Annotated in this window: 18 protein-coding genes, 1 pseudogene and 1 riboswitch; of the genes and pseudogenes, 14 read left to right on the top strand and 5 right to left on the bottom strand. The window is 41.3% G+C overall.

All coding sequences use genetic code 11. From position 1 onward, the window contains the following. Nucleotides 1-15: 15 nt before the first annotated feature. Nucleotides 16-408, bottom strand: a complete 393-nt coding sequence (locus N4J56_RS12650; protein ID WP_317106769.1) for a hypothetical protein — start codon at nt 406-408, stop codon at nt 16-18. 873 nt (nt 409-1281) lie between these two features. Between N4J56_RS12650 and hemE the strand changes: the two genes are divergently transcribed. After that, nucleotides 1282-2328 carry a uroporphyrinogen decarboxylase gene (gene hemE, locus N4J56_RS12645; protein WP_317106768.1) on the top strand — a complete coding sequence of 349 codons (1047 nt, stop codon included), beginning with the start codon at nt 1282-1284 and terminating at the stop codon, nt 2326-2328. Nucleotides 2329-2353: 25 nt separating this feature from the next. Here the strand turns inward: hemE and N4J56_RS12640 are convergent, their stop codons facing one another. Further along, on the bottom strand, nt 2354-2719 hold the full coding sequence (locus N4J56_RS12640; protein WP_317106767.1) for a four helix bundle protein: 366 nt from the start codon (nt 2717-2719) through the stop codon (nt 2354-2356). Between the two features lie 81 nt (nt 2720-2800). On the opposite strand from N4J56_RS12640, the pseudogene N4J56_RS40985 reads away from it, so the two are divergent. From N4J56_RS40985 to N4J56_RS12610, 5 genes and pseudogenes are all read left to right on the top strand, one after another. Continuing rightward, nucleotides 2801-3827: pseudogene (locus N4J56_RS40985) on the top strand (NAD-dependent epimerase/dehydratase family protein). Nucleotides 3828-4369: 542 nt separating this feature from the next. Next, nucleotides 4370-6091, top strand: a complete 1722-nt coding sequence (locus tag N4J56_RS12625; RefSeq protein ID WP_317106764.1) for a SulP family inorganic anion transporter — start codon at nt 4370-4372, stop codon at nt 6089-6091. An 88-nt stretch (nt 6092-6179) separates the two neighbouring features. Next, nucleotides 6180-7076 carry a DMT family transporter gene (locus N4J56_RS12620; RefSeq protein ID WP_317106763.1) on the top strand — a complete coding sequence of 299 codons (897 nt, stop codon included), beginning with the start codon at nt 6180-6182 and terminating at the stop codon, nt 7074-7076. A gap of 130 nt (nt 7077-7206) precedes the next feature. After that, the gene (locus N4J56_RS12615; RefSeq protein WP_317106762.1) at nt 7207-7668 is read left to right on the top strand and encodes a hypothetical protein; all 462 of its coding nucleotides are present in this window, start codon (nt 7207-7209) and stop codon (nt 7666-7668) included. A gap of 215 nt (nt 7669-7883) precedes the next feature. Next, the gene (locus tag N4J56_RS12610) at nt 7884-8330 is read left to right on the top strand and encodes a VOC family protein (RefSeq protein ID WP_317106761.1); all 447 of its coding nucleotides are present in this window, start codon (nt 7884-7886) and stop codon (nt 8328-8330) included. A gap of 110 nt (nt 8331-8440) precedes the next feature. On the opposite strand, the gene N4J56_RS12605 is transcribed toward N4J56_RS12610, so the two are convergent. Then, entirely contained in the window at nt 8441-8653 is a 213-nt protein-coding gene (locus N4J56_RS12605; protein WP_317106760.1) for a hypothetical protein, read from the bottom strand. A 140-nt stretch (nt 8654-8793) separates the two neighbouring features. Next, nucleotides 8794-8929: riboswitch (cyclic di-AMP (ydaO/yuaA leader) on the bottom strand. Between the two features lie 241 nt (nt 8930-9170). Between N4J56_RS12605 and N4J56_RS12600 the strand changes: the two genes are divergently transcribed. The 5 genes from N4J56_RS12600 to N4J56_RS12580 all read left to right on the top strand — a co-directional run bounded on the left by N4J56_RS12600 (nt 9171) and on the right by N4J56_RS12580 (nt 13214). Further along, nucleotides 9171-10526 carry a selenium-binding family protein gene (locus N4J56_RS12600; protein WP_317106759.1) on the top strand — a complete coding sequence of 452 codons (1356 nt, stop codon included), beginning with the start codon at nt 9171-9173 and terminating at the stop codon, nt 10524-10526. 30 nt (nt 10527-10556) lie between these two features. Beyond that, nucleotides 10557-11000: a 2Fe-2S iron-sulfur cluster-binding protein gene (locus N4J56_RS12595; protein ID WP_410500323.1), complete on the top strand. Its 444-nt coding sequence runs from the start codon at nt 10557-10559 to the stop codon at nt 10998-11000. A 126-nt stretch (nt 11001-11126) separates the two neighbouring features. Continuing rightward, nucleotides 11127-11681: an acireductone dioxygenase gene (locus N4J56_RS12590; RefSeq protein ID WP_317106758.1), complete on the top strand. Its 555-nt coding sequence runs from the start codon at nt 11127-11129 to the stop codon at nt 11679-11681. Between the two features lie 26 nt (nt 11682-11707). Then, nucleotides 11708-12361 (top strand): methylthioribulose 1-phosphate dehydratase, encoded by a 654-nt coding sequence (gene mtnB, locus N4J56_RS12585; RefSeq protein WP_317106757.1) that lies wholly within the window; start codon nt 11708-11710, stop codon nt 12359-12361. 79 nt (nt 12362-12440) lie between these two features. Further along, nucleotides 12441-13214 (top strand): hypothetical protein, encoded by a 774-nt coding sequence (locus N4J56_RS12580; RefSeq protein WP_317106756.1) that lies wholly within the window; start codon nt 12441-12443, stop codon nt 13212-13214. 79 nt (nt 13215-13293) lie between these two features. On the opposite strand, the gene N4J56_RS12575 is transcribed toward N4J56_RS12580, so the two are convergent. Both N4J56_RS12575 and N4J56_RS12570 read right to left on the bottom strand, forming a co-directional pair. Next, complete coding sequence (locus N4J56_RS12575) at nt 13294-13764, bottom strand: GNAT family N-acetyltransferase (protein ID WP_317106755.1); 471 nt, start codon at nt 13762-13764, stop codon at nt 13294-13296. 95 nt (nt 13765-13859) lie between these two features. Then, nucleotides 13860-14551, bottom strand: a protein-coding gene (locus tag N4J56_RS12570; protein ID WP_317104780.1) for an IS1 family transposase whose coding sequence is annotated in 2 segments (ribosomal slippage) — nt 13860-14227 and nt 14227-14551 — 693 coding nt in all. Because the reading frame shifts where the segments join, the coding sequence is not laid out codon by codon here. A gap of 175 nt (nt 14552-14726) precedes the next feature. Here N4J56_RS12570 and cysC point away from each other — a divergent pair. The 3 genes from cysC to N4J56_RS12555 all read left to right on the top strand — a co-directional run bounded on the left by cysC (nt 14727) and on the right by N4J56_RS12555 (nt 17919). Then, nucleotides 14727-15296, top strand: coding sequence for an adenylyl-sulfate kinase (cysC, locus tag N4J56_RS12565; protein WP_317106754.1), 570 nt, complete (start codon nt 14727-14729; stop codon nt 15294-15296). A 344-nt stretch (nt 15297-15640) separates the two neighbouring features. Further along, nucleotides 15641-16438 (top strand): hypothetical protein, encoded by a 798-nt coding sequence (locus N4J56_RS12560; RefSeq protein ID WP_317106753.1) that lies wholly within the window; start codon nt 15641-15643, stop codon nt 16436-16438. An 803-nt stretch (nt 16439-17241) separates the two neighbouring features. Beyond that, nucleotides 17242-17919, top strand: coding sequence for a hypothetical protein (locus tag N4J56_RS12555; RefSeq protein ID WP_317106752.1), 678 nt, complete (start codon nt 17242-17244; stop codon nt 17917-17919). Nucleotides 17920-17924 lie beyond the last annotated feature (5 nt).

Genomic DNA, 17924 nt, shown 5'->3' with positions numbered 1-17924 from the left:
GTTTTCTACCTTTTTCTAATAGTCTTCATCGTCTAATTCTTCAACTTTTTCGGCTGGTCGATAGTCAGAGCATTTCAGTGCTTCTTCTGTTAAAACTGCACAAGGGTTGACAGCACACTTGAGATAAGGATTGTTGGTAAAATATTGACAGTTTCGACAGGGTACTTTTTGAAAGCGCTTGATTGTAAACAAGAGTTCATCTCGCGCCGCAACTCCAAGTTTAGATAGCATTAAAAACAAAATTGTCCAGCCCATAATAAAGCCAATCGGACCTAAAAGCATGAGCAGATCGGAAGTATTAAACTGAGGTGATTTTGTTTCATTTACAGTTTGTTCGCTCAGCTTTACTTCCCGTACAATTTGTGTTTGCGCTACGTGCTGTTTTAAAAAGTCAGCCTTATTATACATATTTCTTCCCTCGATCGCATTCAAAAATACTGTCTTCTTTAGTAGCAAGACCACGGATACTATATTTACAGGTATAGCGAATAATAGAGTTCAGTATCTCTACTGAGAGTTTTGCTTGTCTATTTGTTCGATCTATCTAAAGAAGTATATTTTCGGAGGTAGGGGCAATTCTTTTGATTCTTGATTGCTGGCTCTTATTTTTTTCTTGTCACCTAAATTTTATGACTCTAGCAAATTCTTTATTTTGGCGATCGCTAGACTTTATTAACTGAACTGCATTAATTTTTACTTAATATATCCAGCAAATACAAATATATAGTTGTGTTTGTGCGATCGGTAGTAACAAAAAATACTTCTCTGACTAACTAAAGATAGCTCATCTTCTATGTTACAAAAGCTCGACAATATCGACAACATCAAGATTAATTAAATCGTTTAACTTAAATTAAACAAATTATATTTTTGTAAATTCTAACAAGGTTTGTGTATAGCGATCGCATCCAATCTGCTATTCACTTGTACTGCACGTGGCGGTTAATGCTACTCTACGAAAAAGTACTCGACGCTATACCGTGTCATCTATAGGACTCAGATTTAATTTTTGAAATCTACGTAGGATGCGTTAGCACGATTGCCTAACGCATCACTCTCAGTTTTTGGTGCGTTACTCGGGTAGAAATGGCATGGCGCTCGACGAGCGGTTAAGAGTCTCTAGTTTACATTCCACTGTATTACGCGAGAATCCGGTGTAAATATGGCATGGTGATTAGTTTATATTCCACTGGCATATAGTATTACGCGAGAATCCGGTGTAAATATGGCATGGTGAAATGATACGCTAAAGAATTGCAGAAAGATTACCAAGGCGCAAGAATGGTTGTTGCAACCCAGGTTCCCCACTTGCTACGGGCTGCTCGTGGAGAAGAAGTAGACCGCCCGCCAGTATGGATGATGCGGCAGGCAGGTCGCTATATGAAGGCGTATCGAGATTTACGCGAGAAGTACCCATCATTTCGGGAGCGTTCTGAAATTCCCGAAGTAGCGATTGAGGTCTCTTTGCAACCCTGGAGAGCTTTTCAACCAGATGGCGTAATTTTATTTTCCGATATTGTCACGCCGTTGCCTGGTTTGGGAATTGACATGGACATTGCGGAAGGCAAGGGACCAATTATTCACTCGCCGATTCGGACTCAAGAGCAAATTGAATCTTTGCGCCAGTTAGAACCAGCAGAATCCTTACCTTTTATTAAAGAAATATTACAGGCACTTCGAGCCGAAGTCGGGAATAGAGCTACAGTTTTAGGCTTTGTCGGTGCGCCGTGGACGCTTGCAGCCTATGCAGTTGAAGGAAAAGGTTCTAAAACCTATTCCATTATTAAGGGGATGGCATTTTCTAACCCGACAGTATTGCACCAGCTACTAGAAAAACTAGCAGATGCGATCGCCATTTACGTTCGCTACCAAATTGACTGTGGCGCTCAAGTCGTGCAAATGTTTGATTCTTGGGCGGGTCAACTGTCACCTCAAGATTACGAAACTTTCGCTCTACCCTATCAACAGCGCGTATTCCAACAAGTCAAACAAACTCATCCAGATACACCCCTGATTCTTTTAGTCGCTGAAAGCGCGGGTTTATTAGAAAGGATGGCGCGTAGTGGTGCAGACTTGATCAGCGTAGACTGGACTGTAGACATGGCAGACGCACGGGCGAGACTGGGGAATAAAATTGGCGTGCAAGGAAATCTCGATCCTGGCGTGTTATTTGGTTCTCATGAATTTATCCGCGATCGCATTTACGATACGGTGAAAAAAGCAGGTACGAGAGGGCATATTCTCAATCTGGGTCATGGAGTCTTACCCGACACTCCAGAGGAGAATGTAAGATTCTTCTTTGAAACTGCTAAGCAGATTAGTTACTAGGAGCGAGGAGTGAGGAGTGAGGGAATTAGAGTTTTGCCTTTAGAGATTTCTGTAAGCCTCGAAGCACTCTACTGATTGAGTCAGTTTTACTAAGGGCTAACTCTAAATCTTCTACTTCTATGTACAATAACCTTTGTGCCAGCATTAACTGCGTCTCTAATTCAGCTAAGGAACCTAAAGCAATTGAGAGAGATTGTAGGTATTCTTTTGTAGATTCTCTTGTATGCCCTTCCGCTATGTTAGAAGGAATAGACACTGCTGCACGCTGAACTGGACTAGACAACCCGTAAACCTCATACTTGGGAAATTTCTGCGTTATCCGATAAACCTCAAAAACTAAATTCATTCCCGCTTGCCAGACTTTTAAATCGCGATAACTATTGATTTGCATTTCATGATTTCTCTATCTACTTATGTATAAAGTATTCCCATTTTTCCCTCACTCCTCACTCCTCACCCCTCACTCCTCGCTATGCGGATATTAATTACTGGCGCTAGCGGTTGTATCGGTCATTATATTTCTGAAATTTTAATTCAAGAAACTGACTATGAACTATATTTACTAGTTAGGAATCCTCAGAAACTACAAGTAGATATTACTCGCCCTGGTGTAAAAGTATTACAGGGCGATTTAGCTAATATCGAACAGTTTGCTGATTTACTCAAAACAATTGATATTGCTGTATTAGTAGCTACTGTTTGGGGTGGCGAAGATACTTTTGAAATTAATGTTAATAAAACAATTCAACTATTAAATCTACTCGATCCAGAAAAATGCCAGCAGGTCATTTACTTTTCTACAGCTAGCGTTTTGGATCGTCAAAATAACTTATTAAAAGAAGCAGGAACACTTGGCATAGATTATATTCGTTCTAAATATGAAACTTTAAGTAGATTACCAGAATTAGCGATCGCCCTTAAAATTACCGTTCTATTTCCCACTTTAGTCTTGGGAGGCGATGCCCAAAACCATATTCTCATCTTAGTGCTGGCTTACCCGATGTTGCTAAGTGGATTAACATCGCCCGTTTCTTCAAAACAGAAGGCAGCTGTCATTTTATCCACGGACGAGATGTTGCTCAAGTCGTCAAATATTTGATTAAAGGGAGCAGGGAGCAGGGAGCAGGGAGCAGGGAAGAAGGACAAAGGGACAAGGAAGCAGCGACTAATTACCAATTACCAATTACCAATTACCAACTACCAATTCACTACGTTCTCGGACAAGAGCTATTAACCGCTAACCAGGTTATAGAAGAAATTTGTACTTATCTAAATAAAAAGATTTATTTTCGCATTCCTCTGTATCCATCTTTGACTAATTTATTTATAGTTTTATTCCGCATTCAAATGGCAGACTGGGATAGATTTTGTTTGCAATATCGCTATTTTACTTATAAAATATTGTCAATCCTAGCAGCTTCGGCTTACCTAATTATTGTCCTACCCTCAGCGATGCCTTAAAAATTCATGGGGTTCCTGGTAGCAAATTAGATATTTAAGAGAAATATTTTTAGCGATCTTCTTTGCGTCTTTGCGCGAAACAGAATCATACTTTTGCACTTAATTTAGTATAAAGTGATACGGATGAGATAAATCGAGTAAATTGTCTCAATTGCATCGGAAATAATATATTGTAAATTGCACTTGAAGCATAAGTGGACATCAAAGCAGCTTGTCACTCTCTCTGAAAAAAGGCTTTCCTTCTGCCATAAGCTTTATCCCCGTATAAAAATAATTTTGACTTTTAGCTTTTGACTTTTGACTTTACTAAAATTCAATACTATTTCTCAATGAAATCTATTTTAAAAACTTATTCATATGTTGCTAAAAGGCAACGTTGCTATTAAAAAAAATTGGTAAATTAAAGAAATATAAATTCATTTTGTTAGTCTATTACTTGATGATATAAGGAATGATAAGAGTGTCATTCCTCTATCTCTAAAAGCAAAATTCATACAGTTGATAAATAGGGATCATATTAGAAACTTATTCCCCATAAAGAATGACATCAATAGTCTTTGTCTGAAGAGATGAAAAACCAATGCAGCTAACAAATAAGATTCGTTTCAGAAACTTACAGCTAACAAATAGGATTCATTTCAGAAACTTACGTGGTGATATTTTTGGTGGAGTCACCAATGCAATTGTTTCATTACCAATAGCTTTAGCGTTCGGGGTTGCATCTGGTCTAGGACCAGTTGCAGGGCTTTATGGCTCAATTTGTGTTGGCTTTTTTGCATCTCTGTTTGGTGGCACACCCACACAAATTTCCGAACCAACCGGACCGACAACCGTATTTATGACGGCAATTATTAGCGCAATGATTGCTAGGAATCCTGAGGACGGTTTGGCAATGGCGTTTACGGTAGTGATGCTATCGGGAGTTTTTCAAATTCTCTTTGGTGTCTTCCGGTTGGGTAAATATATTATCCTCATGCCCTATAGCGTTGTTTCAGGTTTTATGTCTGGAATTGGGGCGATCCTAATTATTTTGCAAATTCCGCCATTTCTAGGACATGAAGCTCCCAAAGGGGGTTTGATAGGAACGTTACAAAATCTACCCTATCTGCTATCAAACCTCAACCCTGCCGAAACTGGTCTAGCAGCTCTGACAATGGTAGTTATTTTTTTCTTACCGCATAGAATCAAGCACTTTATACCCCCACAACTAGCAGCATTAGTCATCGGCACAATTATTTCCTTCACCTTGCTGCAAAACATGGATTTGAGAAGGATTGGCGAGATTCCATCGGGACTACCTACCCTGTATCTACCTACTTTTACTCCGGCTCAAACCGTACAGATGTTCGTTGATGCAGCCATGCTAGGGATGTTGGGTTCTATTGATGCCTTGCTCACTTCAGTCATTGCTGACAGTATGACCCGTACCCAGACTCAGGAAGACCGGGAGTTAGTCGGTCAGGGAGTAGGAAATCTGGTTGCTGGTTTGTGCGGTGGACTGCCTGGTTCTGGTGCGACGATGGGAACGGTAATTAATGTTCAAGTTGGGGCAAGAACTGCTTTGGCTGGCTTGCTCCGTGCGGTGCTGATGTTGGTCGTAGTGTTATGGCTGGCTGACTTGGCGGAAAACATTCCAATGGCAGTCTTAGCTGGAATTGCTTTCGCGGTTGGAATTGAAATGCTCGATTGGAATTTCTTGAAACGAGCGCATAAGGTTTCTTGGAAATCAACCTTAATCATGTACGGCGTACTGCTGATGACAGTTTTCCTCGATCTTATGGTTGCAGCTGGGGTAGGAATGTTTATTGCTAACTTGCTGACAATTGAGCAATTGAGCCATTTACAAGCTCAAAGAATCAAAGCAGTTTGTGGTGCAGATGATTCCGTCCCGCTCAATTTGGAAGAGAAAGAGTTGCTCAATTTAGCTGATGGGCGAGTGTCTTTGTTTTACATGGGGGGACCAATGCTGTTTGGAGTGGCAAAAACGATCGCCCGCGAACATTTATCTATCAAGCGTTGCGATACCTTAGTGATGGATCTGAGCGATGTTCCTTATCTAGATGAAACTGCGGCACTGGTAATCGAAGCTGCCATTAAAGATTCTCAGGCAAAAGGTTCTCAAGTATTTATCGTGGGGGCAGTTGGTAAAGTCAAGCATCTTTTAGAGAGTCTTGGCATTCTCAATTTAGTCCCATACGATAACCTATTTCTGGATCGAACTGATGCCCTGAAACAAGCAGTTGTAGTAGATGTAGCTGAAATCGGTTTAGATGTAGCTGAAATCGGTTTGCGGACTGGTTGAGTTTGGGAGTTCTATTGTCAAAGTTTCCTAATGGATTTCACCTTGTTACACTGGCAGAGTAAACCCGATAGAATCCTCTTGAAGACTTTTGCAGAGGCTTAAATCTCGATTTCAGTCATCTACCCAGAATGCGATTTTTGGCTTGTTTGCCCTAGCTCTGATTTGGGGTTATAACTGGGTACAAATGAAAGTAGCAGTGGAATATTCGCCACCATTTACATTTGCAATTCTGCGGATAGTCCTCGGAGCCTTGAGTTTATTTCTCGTGATGGCGTGGTTGAAAAAACCGTTGTTCCCTCAAGTGGTTGGGGGTACTTTTCTATTGGGGTTGTTGCAGACGAGTGGATTGTATGGGTTAGCAACTTGGGCTTTAGTGAGTGGTGGGGCAGGGAAAACGGCAGTTTTAGTTTACACGATGCCTTTTTGGACGCTAATTCTAGCCTGGGTGCTGTTAAAAGAGCGAGTCAGAACAATACAATGGATCGCGATCGCCCTTAGTTTTGCGGGTTTGCTACTGATTTTAGAACCCCAGCAGCTGGATGGGACAGTTTTTAGTAAAGTATTAGCCGTTCTTGCGGGGATATGTTGGGCTGGTGGGGTCATTGTCGCCAAGAAATTGCAACAAAAACATAATCTAGATCTGTTATCGCTGACAGCTTGGCAAACTCTTTTTGGTGCTATACCGTTGCTTTTCGTTGTTTTCCTAGTTCCTTCTCAACCAATTGTTTGGTCTACTGAATTTGTGGTGGCGCTAGTTTACAATGTGATTCCAGGTACGGCGATCGCAATGGTGCTTTGGCTGTATATATTAAATCATCTATCTGCAAGTACGGCAGGATTGGGTATGTTGATGAATCCTGTCGTGGGAGTATTGACAGCTTGGCTGCAACTAGGAGAACAACCAGGACTTACGGAATCTGTAGGTATGTTACTAATTATTTCTGCTTTGGCTTTCAATGTTAACTCTCTGCAAAAAACAAAGTAAGGCAATGGGTGCGTTAATTAACGCACCCTACTACTGCAAAATTAGCCCTACAACATTAGGCTAAAAAAATCTTATCTATCGACCAAAAATAGTGAAAATAATAAAGGTTCACAAGCATCGAGGGCTTATCTTGAAAAATTTTTTATTTATTGGTAGCGTGCTGCTAATTCTTTTTGGTTATTTTGGTTTAAATTATTCTGGCTTCTGTTTTGCAGAAATGCGTTACCTAAGTAATGAAGAAAAAATTAGAGCAGTATTCGATTACCAAAATAGCCGAGATACATTACCTCTGGACAATCCCCCAGATTCCAAGCACATCAAGGATAAAAGCTTCGACGGATATAATCTTGCTCACATCAAGTATAAAAGCTTCGATGAACATATAGCATCGTACCCAGAATGCTGTTCCGTCAATCCTGGCGGTCCTTATGAAGTTCCTCCTACAAATTTTCTGGATCGCATTTTTGGATATGATTCGGGTGATGTTGTAGTTATTAATTTTCAAGTACGTTATTTAGATGAAAATGCTTCGCTCAAAACAGTATCAAATCACTTTGATAACTACTTGCAAAACTGTGGTAAACCTCAATGATAATTTTCTCTGACGTGAAACCAGAGTATCGGAGCCTGTAAAGTGCATTAATTAACGCATCCTACAAAATTATGCATACGGTAAAATATGCAGCATATCCATATTTGTTTTTCGCTCCTAACTTCCGACTTCTGTACGGGCGGGTTTAACCGCAAAATTATTTATTCTAGTATAGGGATCTTCAAAAACCCGCCCCTACGAGGACTGACTTTATCATGACTACTCCCAGTACCCTTGCACCTGGCAACCTGCGGCGAGTCCACCACATCGCCTTGAACGTCAAAGACATGCAAGCATCGCGCCACTTTTACAGTCATATTTTGGGTTTGCACGAACTGACAGGCGATGAGATCCCCTCTACTTTGATAGACTTGGTAGCGCAAGGCAAAGTCGCTAACTTTGTCACCCCAGATGGAACGGTGTTGGATTTATTCTGGGAACCGGAGTTAACACCACCAGATCCCGATCCCGAACGTAGTTTTACCCGTGCCTATCATCTTGCCTTTGATATCGATCCGCAATTGTTCGATCGCGCCGTGGAAGTATTGCGAGATCATCAAATTGCGATCGCCCACGGTCCTGTCAGCCGCCCTACAGGTAGAGGCGTTTACTGCTACGATCCAGATGGATTTATGGTAGAAATCCGATGCGATCCGGTATGAGCAAAAAAAACCTGAATCTGACAATTCAGACTCAGGTAGTCCTACACTTCACAACTCAGGAAAATACAACAGACACGAAAATCTCAGAAACAAAAATCTAGTTTTCAGCTCTAAGCAGCATGAGTATGCATTCTTGTTTCCACAGGCAACCACTTGGAAGACAGATCTTCCATAATACCTTTGCGGCTGAAACTTTTGCTTCGATCTAAATGTACCACTAATGTTGGCAAATAAATGTCATCATTTATCTGATGTCCGTAACCGATGACAACACCAGTCAGATCTGCTTGCTTGTGTTGCACGAAATCCCCAATTCTTAACATGGTATTTCTCCTTAATAGGCTAGCTTCCCTACATCTGGCTGCCATCAGGAATAACCTTCTCAGCGCCAAGTACAGGTAAAACGTAGCGGGTTTAAACCAGCCAAGGACACTGAAGGCGATCTAGAAAATCTTCGATCTTTACAGTCTCCTCTCAACGCCTACGAAGTTAGCTGACGGGCTAGGACTGAGAGATGTCCTTCTCTGTTTGTCTCAGAGATAAGCCCCAGAATTCGGTTCCTCCGCTCCAATTATTATTGGATTAGGCTGACTTATTTAATCTGGTTAGTTACATCCTAAACCACACTCCCTACGTTCTGTCAATTAAAGTTACAAACTGTGAAGTAAACTCGCCTAGATTATTAAGTATTGTATAGCCAACCATCTGTAAAAAATTCCAAATATTACGGTATTCCTAGCAATTAATGCTAGTTTTGTTATTAGTAGACGGTTAACTGTAGAAATATGACATATCATATTCGCACTTAACCAATGACCAATGACCAATGACCAATGACCAATGACTAATCATGCTTGCTGCGGTCCTGGCTATGCATCTCCCCAAGCGGCGATGCAAGCAGAAAGAGAAAAAACATTATATGCGATCGCCCTTTATACGGGTACGGGAATCGAAGCACCAGATTATTTAGCGACAATTGATGTCGATCCTGACTCTCCAACATATTCTCAGGTCATTCATCGCTTACCCATGCCTTATTTAGGCGATGAGTTACATCATTTTGGTTGGAATGCATGTAGTTCGTGTCACGGTGACGCGAGTAAATCTCGCCGCTTTATGGTAGTACCTGGACAGCGATCGAGCCGGATTTATATTGTAGATACAAAAGAAACGCGATCGCCTCAAATTTATAAAGTCATCGAACCGGAAGAAATCAAAGCAAAAACAAATTTAACAGCACCGCATACAGTCCACTGTTTAGCAGATGGGCATGTGATGATTTCAATGTTAGGTGATAGTCAAGGGAATGCACCTGGCGGATTTTTGCTACTCGATGAAAACTTTGATATTGTCGGACGTTGGGAACAACAAGCCACGACGATGAAGTTTAATTATGACTTCTGGTATCAGCCGCGTCATAACATCATGGTAAGTAGTGAATGGGGCGCACCCAAAACTTATTATCCTGGTTTTGACCTCAACGATGTCGCAGCCGGAAATTACGGTCAGCAATTGCACTTTTGGGACTGGAAAGATCGCAAAATTATTCAAAGTTTCGATCTGGGTACAGAAGGTTTAATTCCTTTAGAAGTCCGTTTTCATCACAACCCAGATAGTACGCACGGCTATGTTGGTGCAGCCTTAAGTAGTAACGTTTGGCACTGGCACAAATCTAACGGACAATGGGCAGTTGAAAAAGTTATTGATGTTCCATCCGTAGAAGTTAAGGGTTGGGAAATTCCCGTGCCTTCTCTGATTACCGATATTTTGCTATCAATGGACGATCGCTATCTCTATTTTTCTAACTGGTTGCATGGAGATATTCGTCAGTATGACGTTAGTAATCCTTCTCAGCCTAAATTGACAGGACAAGTTTGGTGTGGTGGTTTGTTAGGAAAAGGTGGCGAAGTCCAAGGGCATAAATTGCAAGGTGGTCCTCAAATGCTGCAATTAAGTTTAGATGGCAAGCGGTTGTACGTCACTAATTCTTTATTTAGCACTTGGGATAATCAATTTTATCCAGATTTGGCTAAACAGGGGTCTTACATGTTGCAAATTGATTGCGACACGGAAAAGGGAGGATTGAAAATTAACGAAAACTTTTACATAGATTTTGGTCGAGAACCAAACGGTGCAGCTCGCGCCCACGAAATGCGATATCCTGGTGGCGATTGTACTTCAGATATTTGGATTTAGCATTAGATTGAATCGTAGGGGCGGGTTTTTTTGCGGAAACCTATCCAACAGCAAAAAGTTCTGCGGCTAAACCCGCCCGTACATGTTGTTTTGAGGAGACGTATCCAACAGAAAAGCATTCTACAATTAAACCCGCCCGTACAAGGGAGTCGAATGAAAGCCTATCAAATTGAACTGGTTAACAGAAATAATTTTACTCTTAACGTAGCAGCAGACAAATATATTTTGGATGCGGTAGAAGCGGCTGGATTAAAATTACCCGTAGGCTGTCGTTATGGGGCTTGTATTACTTGTGCTGCCCGGATTTTATCAGGTGAAGTAGAACAGACAAATGCGATCGCCCTCAAACCCCAGCAAGCCGCAAAAGGTTACGTTTTGTTATGCGTTGCCACTCCCCGCTCTGATTGTAAGTTTGAAGTCGGCGTAGAATGTCAAAAAGAATTGTATGTAAACCCTTTTATCGGTATTAGGTAGGGGCGCACAGCTGTGCGCCCCTGCACTCAACCCTAACCCTTGTAAGGGCGGGTTTTGAGTGTAGATTGATAGTTATAGCCGTGAATCTTTTACTAAACCCGCCCCTACAATAACTCATAACTGACTATGGCAATCCTCAAATTAGAAGACGGTACGATATACACTCAACTCGCTGATATTAGTCGCGAGTTAGCTTCCCTAAATATTCAACTCAATTACTGGAGTGTAGGAGAAGATGCCCAATTGCGGCAATTGCTGGCGCAAGAAAGCTTAAACTCGGAGGAGAAAGAACGAGTCCTCGCAGCTTTAGATACCTATTTTGAACAACTCAAACAGACAGATGGCTATCAATCCCGCGATTTAATTGCATTACATCCTGGGATTCCGAATTTAGATGAGATGCTGGCAAAATTCGATCGCATTCACACTCACGCCGATGATGAAGTCAGGTATATTGTCGATGGTGAAGGGATATTTGGTTTCGTGCGTCCTGATGGTAGTCAAGTAGAACTGACAGTGCAACCAGAAGAGTATATTAACGTCCCTGCCGGAACCGAACATTGGTTTTATTTAACACCCGCACGACGAGTCAAAGCTGTACGATATTTCATCGATCCAGCAGGTTGGCTTCCTCAATATACGAATAAAGAAATTCGGTTTCGTCAAAGTGCGATCGCGTAATTCATCACATTTATTACATCTAATTCATGCTTAATTATCAACCATCAATAACTAACAGCAAAACTACCGATCCGCGTTTTGAATTGATCGATGCTGCGCGTTATTTCTACCGTCAAGATTGGATGGTCGGAACGGCAGGAAATCTTTCCGCTCGTCTTGCTGATGATAGTTTTTGGATTACGGCAAGTGGGAAGGCAAAAGGAGAGTTATCAACTAGCGATTTCGTTTGCGTTGCCCTCGATGGTAAGATTTTAGAAAGAACATCTGCTAATATTAAACCATCGGCAGAAACAATAATTCATCAAGCAATTTATAGCTTGTTTCCAACAGCTCAAGCTTGCTATCACGTTCACTCAATTGAAGCAAATTTAGTTTCTCACTTTACCAACAAAGATAATTTGCCACTACCACCTCTGGAAATGGTTAAAGGTTTGGGGGTATGGGAAGAAAATCCCCAGGTGGCAATTCCCGTGTTTGAAAATTATTTAGAAGTTTCTCAAATTGCCGCAGAAATTAGCGATCGCTTCAGTACTCAATTACCTCAAGTCCCGGCTTTGTTAATCCGCAATCATGGCGTAACTGTCTGGGCAGATTCCCTCACCTCAGCTCGTAATTATGTTGAGTTGATCGAATACATTTTTCGATACATGGTAGCAGCTCGGCAAGCTGGAATTTTTTGAAAATGAGAGGTCACGGGAACAATAGAGCGATCTTTTCTTCATAACTTATAACCTGAGTCTACTTTATAGGAGAAAGTCAATGCTATTGTTCAATCGCTGGCAGTCAAAAACTGCTCTTTTAATGGCGATGGGAATGACCGCAACAGCGTTTGTACCGCTTTTGATTTCTACTCCAGCGATCGCCAATTCCCCCTCTGTTGAAATTGCACAACTCTTTCCTGACTCTCGCGACGATGAGTATCGCGGATCTTCTGGTGGTGTTGTCCCCAGAGGAACGATAATTCCAGTCACTTATGACAAAGGCAAAAAAATTATTGTCTCTCCAGAAGAAACAGCCGATATAACGTTGACTGTGGCTGAAGATGTCGAGTCTGAAAGCGGTAGAATCGCAATTCCCGCTGGTAGTCGGATTGAAGGCGAACTCAGACCTGCCGATCGCGGGACTCAATTTGTCGCGCAAAATCTAATTTTAGAAGATCGCGATCGCCGCTATCCAATTGAAGCAACGTCGCGGGAGATTACCGACACTGAAATCATCAATGAAAAGTCAAATCCCGATATCCTCAGAGGCGCGGTGATAGGTGCTGCTGCTGGTGCGGTTTTGGGTGAAATCTTTGGGGGAATTGACTTAGGTGAAGTTTTGGCTGGTGCGGGTGTGGGTGTATTGGGAGAAGTCTTGCTCAGAGGTCGCAAGCAAAAAGAAGTTGAAGTTGTCGTCATCAGACCAGAAGATGAGCTGGATTTGAGATTGGAGGAAGACTTTGTAGCAAGTCGTTCTGGAAATGATGATTACCGCGATTCTGATTATCGTCGCAACAGGGATTCTGATTATCGCAGGCGTGAAGATAATTAAACTTGCTGCTGTACGTTTTGGCAAGGGTGGGTTGAGCAAGATCTTGGTATGAAAATAGAGATTGTGGGTAAACCCGCCCCTACAGATCGCCATATGATAAAACTTTGTGGAATACCAAAGATGTTTTGACTTGATTGTAGCCGCATTTTTGGTAGAAACGATGAGCTGCTGAACGGACAATATTAGAGCGAACTAATAAACTTTGACATCCGCGTGTCTTTGCCCAGCTTTCAGCTTGGTCGAGCAATTTTCTACCAATACCAGCACCGCGATCGCTTTCTGTCACAACTAAGCCGCCAATTTCAGCATGAAAATTTGTCAGCAGCGAGTGATAAGTGTAAGCGTGAATCCAAGCGATCGCTCGATCGTCTAGACCTGTGGCTACATAGATAATATGGTTGCTGTCTGATAAAATTTGGTCTAGGCGCTGCTCTATGGCAATAGTCGAAACAGAATAGCCAAGTTGGTGAGACAAAATTGCGATCGCCTCAACATCTTCCATATTAGCTAAGCGAATATGAATGTCGTTGCTATCTGAGTACCTAGACATAGAAAAATAGAAGAAATTTGACACTACCTTGCTGACAATATTACTGAATTTTTCCATATCGACAAATTTTGGGCGTTGCTGAATAGAGATATGAACTATTGAGGAACTGGAACATTCCAGAATTTGAGATAGTGCAGTAACAATCGAATTGAATATTTCAGCATTTCTTCTGATTTGGAGTAGCACAGTGTCTTTCGATGCAGCCGAGCCAGATAGTGCCTCAGTCTTGTATTTTCGGACTCAACTCTGGTCATATAAGTCTTACTGACAATTTGATCGCCGTCTGGAATAAAACCTGGATAAACACTCCAACCATCCGTAACATAAAAGTAGCACCGCCATTGGGCAACGATCGCCCATAGCGGGGCAAAGGTTTCAGCACTATGGTCGCCCAACGCCCAACCTAAAATCCCTGAAGTGAAGTGATCTACTGCTGTCCACAGCCAGATTTTGTTTTTTTTGCACCGACGAAGGTTTCTAGTTCATCTAGTTCACCGACTTGGGGGACTGTTTCTGGGGCATCAGCATCAGGCAGATTGTTACCTACTTGCTTGAGCCAGTGAATGATTGTCGTATGATGAACACCTTTAACTCGTTCAATTCCTCGAAAACCGATGCCATTCACATACATTTTCAAGCATTCCCGTTTGACTTCATCGCTGTAACCTCTGCATGTTTCATAGTGTTCAATGAATTGTCGCCCACAATCAACACAAATGTGGTTCTGTTTACCTCGCTTGATGCCATTCTTCCGAATATGAGTTGATTGGCACTCTGGACATTGCATCGCAACTTACCTCAATTCATACCTCTATTATGCAATGCCCAATTTTAATTGTTAGAAGACTATAGTGAAAAAGCAGAGATGAGTGTTAAATCGTGGGATTACCACTATTTGAGTATTCATGCATGGTGAAAAAGTGTTTGAACATTCTAAATAGCTTTATTTAGCCAAAATAAGTATGGAGGTAAGTATGAAGAGGCAAGGTTTAATTTTATGGTTAACAGGGCTTAGCGGTGCAGGCAAAACCACCATTGCTAAAGAAGTAGAGCAAGCACTTAAAAAACGTAGTTGCTTAGTAGAAATTTTAGATGGTGATGTTATCAGAACAAAACTTTCAAAAGATTTAGGCTTTAGCAAACAAGATCGCGAAACTAATATTCGTCGTATTGGATTTGTGGCTGATTTGCTCAGTCGTAATGGCATAGTAGTCATTGTAGCTGCAATTAGTCCTTATCGCGCTGTCAGGGATGAACTACGGAGAACAACAGAAAACTTTATAGAGGTTTATGTAAATGCACCACTTAATGTTTGTGAAATACGTGATGTCAAAGGACTTTACGCCATGGCGCGAGCAGGAGAAATAAAATCTTTTACAGGAATTGACGATCTATATGAAGAACCTCTCAATCCAGATATTATTTGTTATACCTCACAAGAAAGTATTCAGGAAAGTGTTACCAGGGTGATTGCAGAACTAGAGATACTAGATTATATTCCTCTCGAACCTCAACTAGAGTATTCCATCTAATACTTGTATCTCTCTTTCAAAAAACACACTTCATGGTATTAGGTTGAACAGCAAGAGATTGTCCTACAACACTGGAGTTAGCCTCATCCAAGCCAACAGTCAAAAAGTGCAGTTAGTTCACATTGCACGAGTTCAAGCTATTGATACTGATGCTATTAGTGCAGATGAAATGCGATCGCCTATCGAAAAGTACACAAGCATTGTTTGCCGAAGCAACTTGAAGTCGAGAAAGACAATCTGCTTTTCTAAGCTGTAGAAAATTCACGCTCTACGTGTAAAACTATTCATCAAGAGATATATTTTAGTTAAAAAAAATAACGACATATTTGTCACGTTATCTAATCATGAAACCCAATATCGAATACTTATTTTGTATCAATACGGGTCGTTCAGGCTCTCACTATTTACATGAGATTTTTAAGCATGTTGAAAATTGCCAAGTTTGGCATGAAGCCCACCCTATTGGTCATGGGCAAGCAATGAGAGACTACTTTTTTGGCAAAACTGAATTAATGCAGGAGCTTACAGCTAAGAAATTTGAAAAGATTCAACAAATTAAAAAAGAATCAGATTGCTATATAGAAACTAATCACTGTTTTATTAAAGGATTTGGATGGTTTCTTCCTAAGTATATCTCTCAAGAAAAGATTGGAGTTATAATTCTTACAAGAAACTCCGCTCAAATCGTTGATAGTTTACTCCGAATTAACTGTAGTCCTCTTGTGATTACAGGACAGACGTGGATACTAACGCCAGATATTAAGAATTATTGTATTAAACCGCCCAATTGGTTTATTTCTCCTAAAATAACTTACGATTTGTTCTGTTTATTAAAGCGTCTTCTTCTGAGTAAGAGAAAACTATATAATTGGTTTAGCTCTCGGTTTCCTCAAATTAAAGAAATGGTTGCTAAATATGAAAAAGGATGCCTGAAATGGTATGTAGATGAAACACTCGCTCTAAGTAGGTCTTATCAAGAAAAGTTTCCAAATATAAAATATTTTCAAATCGATGTAGAAGCGCTGAATAATGCTGAAAATATTAGAGAATTACTCAGTTATTTTGGACTCTCTGAAAAAAGCACCATTGAAACAGCAATCGGTAAGCCCACTAATCTAAAATCAGCATGTCGCGGAAATTAGATCGGAGCTAAATAATTAGGGCGTGTTGGCAAGCTTAAGTTATGCTGTGGTTACGAGCAGAGGAGATTTAAGCAACAAACAGCGGAACCAACTGTATTTGTTCTCACGCCTGAGCAGTGTCACGACGCTGTAACTTTCGAGCAACTAACGCAACAAGGATGCTCTGAAGAACACGCCATCAACAGAACTGGCAGTTGCTATTCGCGCTATCTATCAAAGCTATACTCACTTAGGGTCACGGCTATTTGAAAAAGCTTTGCAATTGAGTCATAAGGAGATTGCTCAAGCTGCGCTATTTGCTAGTTCTTGTCTCGCCACTTTAGACCAAATGAATTAGTAAGTAATCCTTACTATTTTTGAATTGAGAAGTAGCCCCGTGTGCGACTTTTTTCTTAGCCCCCTTTTTAAGGGGGTTGGGGGATCGAAAAACTACGCCACCCACAAAGAGATCCCCCCTAGCCCCCCTTTCTCAAGGAAGGAACAAGAGAAAGTTGCACCGAAGCGTGGAGTATTGCTAAAGCTTAGAAATCAAGGAAACAAGCTAGTAAATTTACTAGAAATTGACCTCTACACTAAGGTAGAATTTGACAAAATTTGTGCTGGTGAAATACCGGACTAAAATTCACTTGAATTAAAGCTTGAATAAAATTAAAAGAGCAGCATCAGAGCGTAAAATTAAGAATTGTGTCTGAAATTTCCATGTTTTCACCACTAAGGAGCATAAACTTAAAGAACAATTTATTTGGTTTTACGTCATTAAGATGTAAAATCTCTAATTCGATAATTTAGGAGAAAGACTTTATATGTTCATTTCTAATTCCTGGCAAGCCAAAGTTGCGGCGCTGATGGCGCTGGGAATGACTTCTGCCACAATAGTACCTGCGATCGCGGCGACTCCGGTTGCAGCACCCCAATCGAACTCTAATAAACTGTTAATTGCTCAATCACCTCAGTCAATCGTACCAGTTGGTACGGTCATTCCGGTGCGATACAAAAAGTCAGATAGAGTGCTGGTTACGCCTAAAGAATCAGTCAGACTGACGTTAACTACAGCAACCAGCGTCCGCTCGGAGCGCGGAAATGTCGTGATTCCCGCAGGTAGCCAAATTAACGGTAGACTTAGACCTGCTGATGGTGGTTCGCAATTCGTGGCTGAATCAGTCGTCATTGGTAGTCAAAAACGAAAATATCCGATTGAGGCAACATCAGCTGTAGTGAGAAGAAAGCAGATAATCGACCGAAAAACGAATCCCGATTTTGTTCGTGGTGCGGTTGTTGGCGCAGCAGTCGGAGCCGTAGCATCTGAAATTTTTGGAGATATCGATTTAGGTGCAATCTTAGGAGGCGCAGGAGCTGGAGTATTGGGAGAAACAATACTCGGAGGTCGCAAGCGAAAAGAAGTGGAAGTGGTTGTCGTCAATCCCAATCGAGATTTAGATCTGACACTGGATGAAGATTTTGTCTTGTCTCGAAATCGGTAAGGGAA

The organism is Chroococcidiopsis sp. SAG 2025 (genome assembly GCF_032860985.1).
Taxonomy (GTDB): Bacteria; Cyanobacteriota; Cyanobacteriia; order Cyanobacteriales; family Chroococcidiopsidaceae; genus Chroococcidiopsis.
Note: the sequence above shows the minus strand (reverse complement) of the source record. Positions and strands in the feature narration are given on the sequence as shown.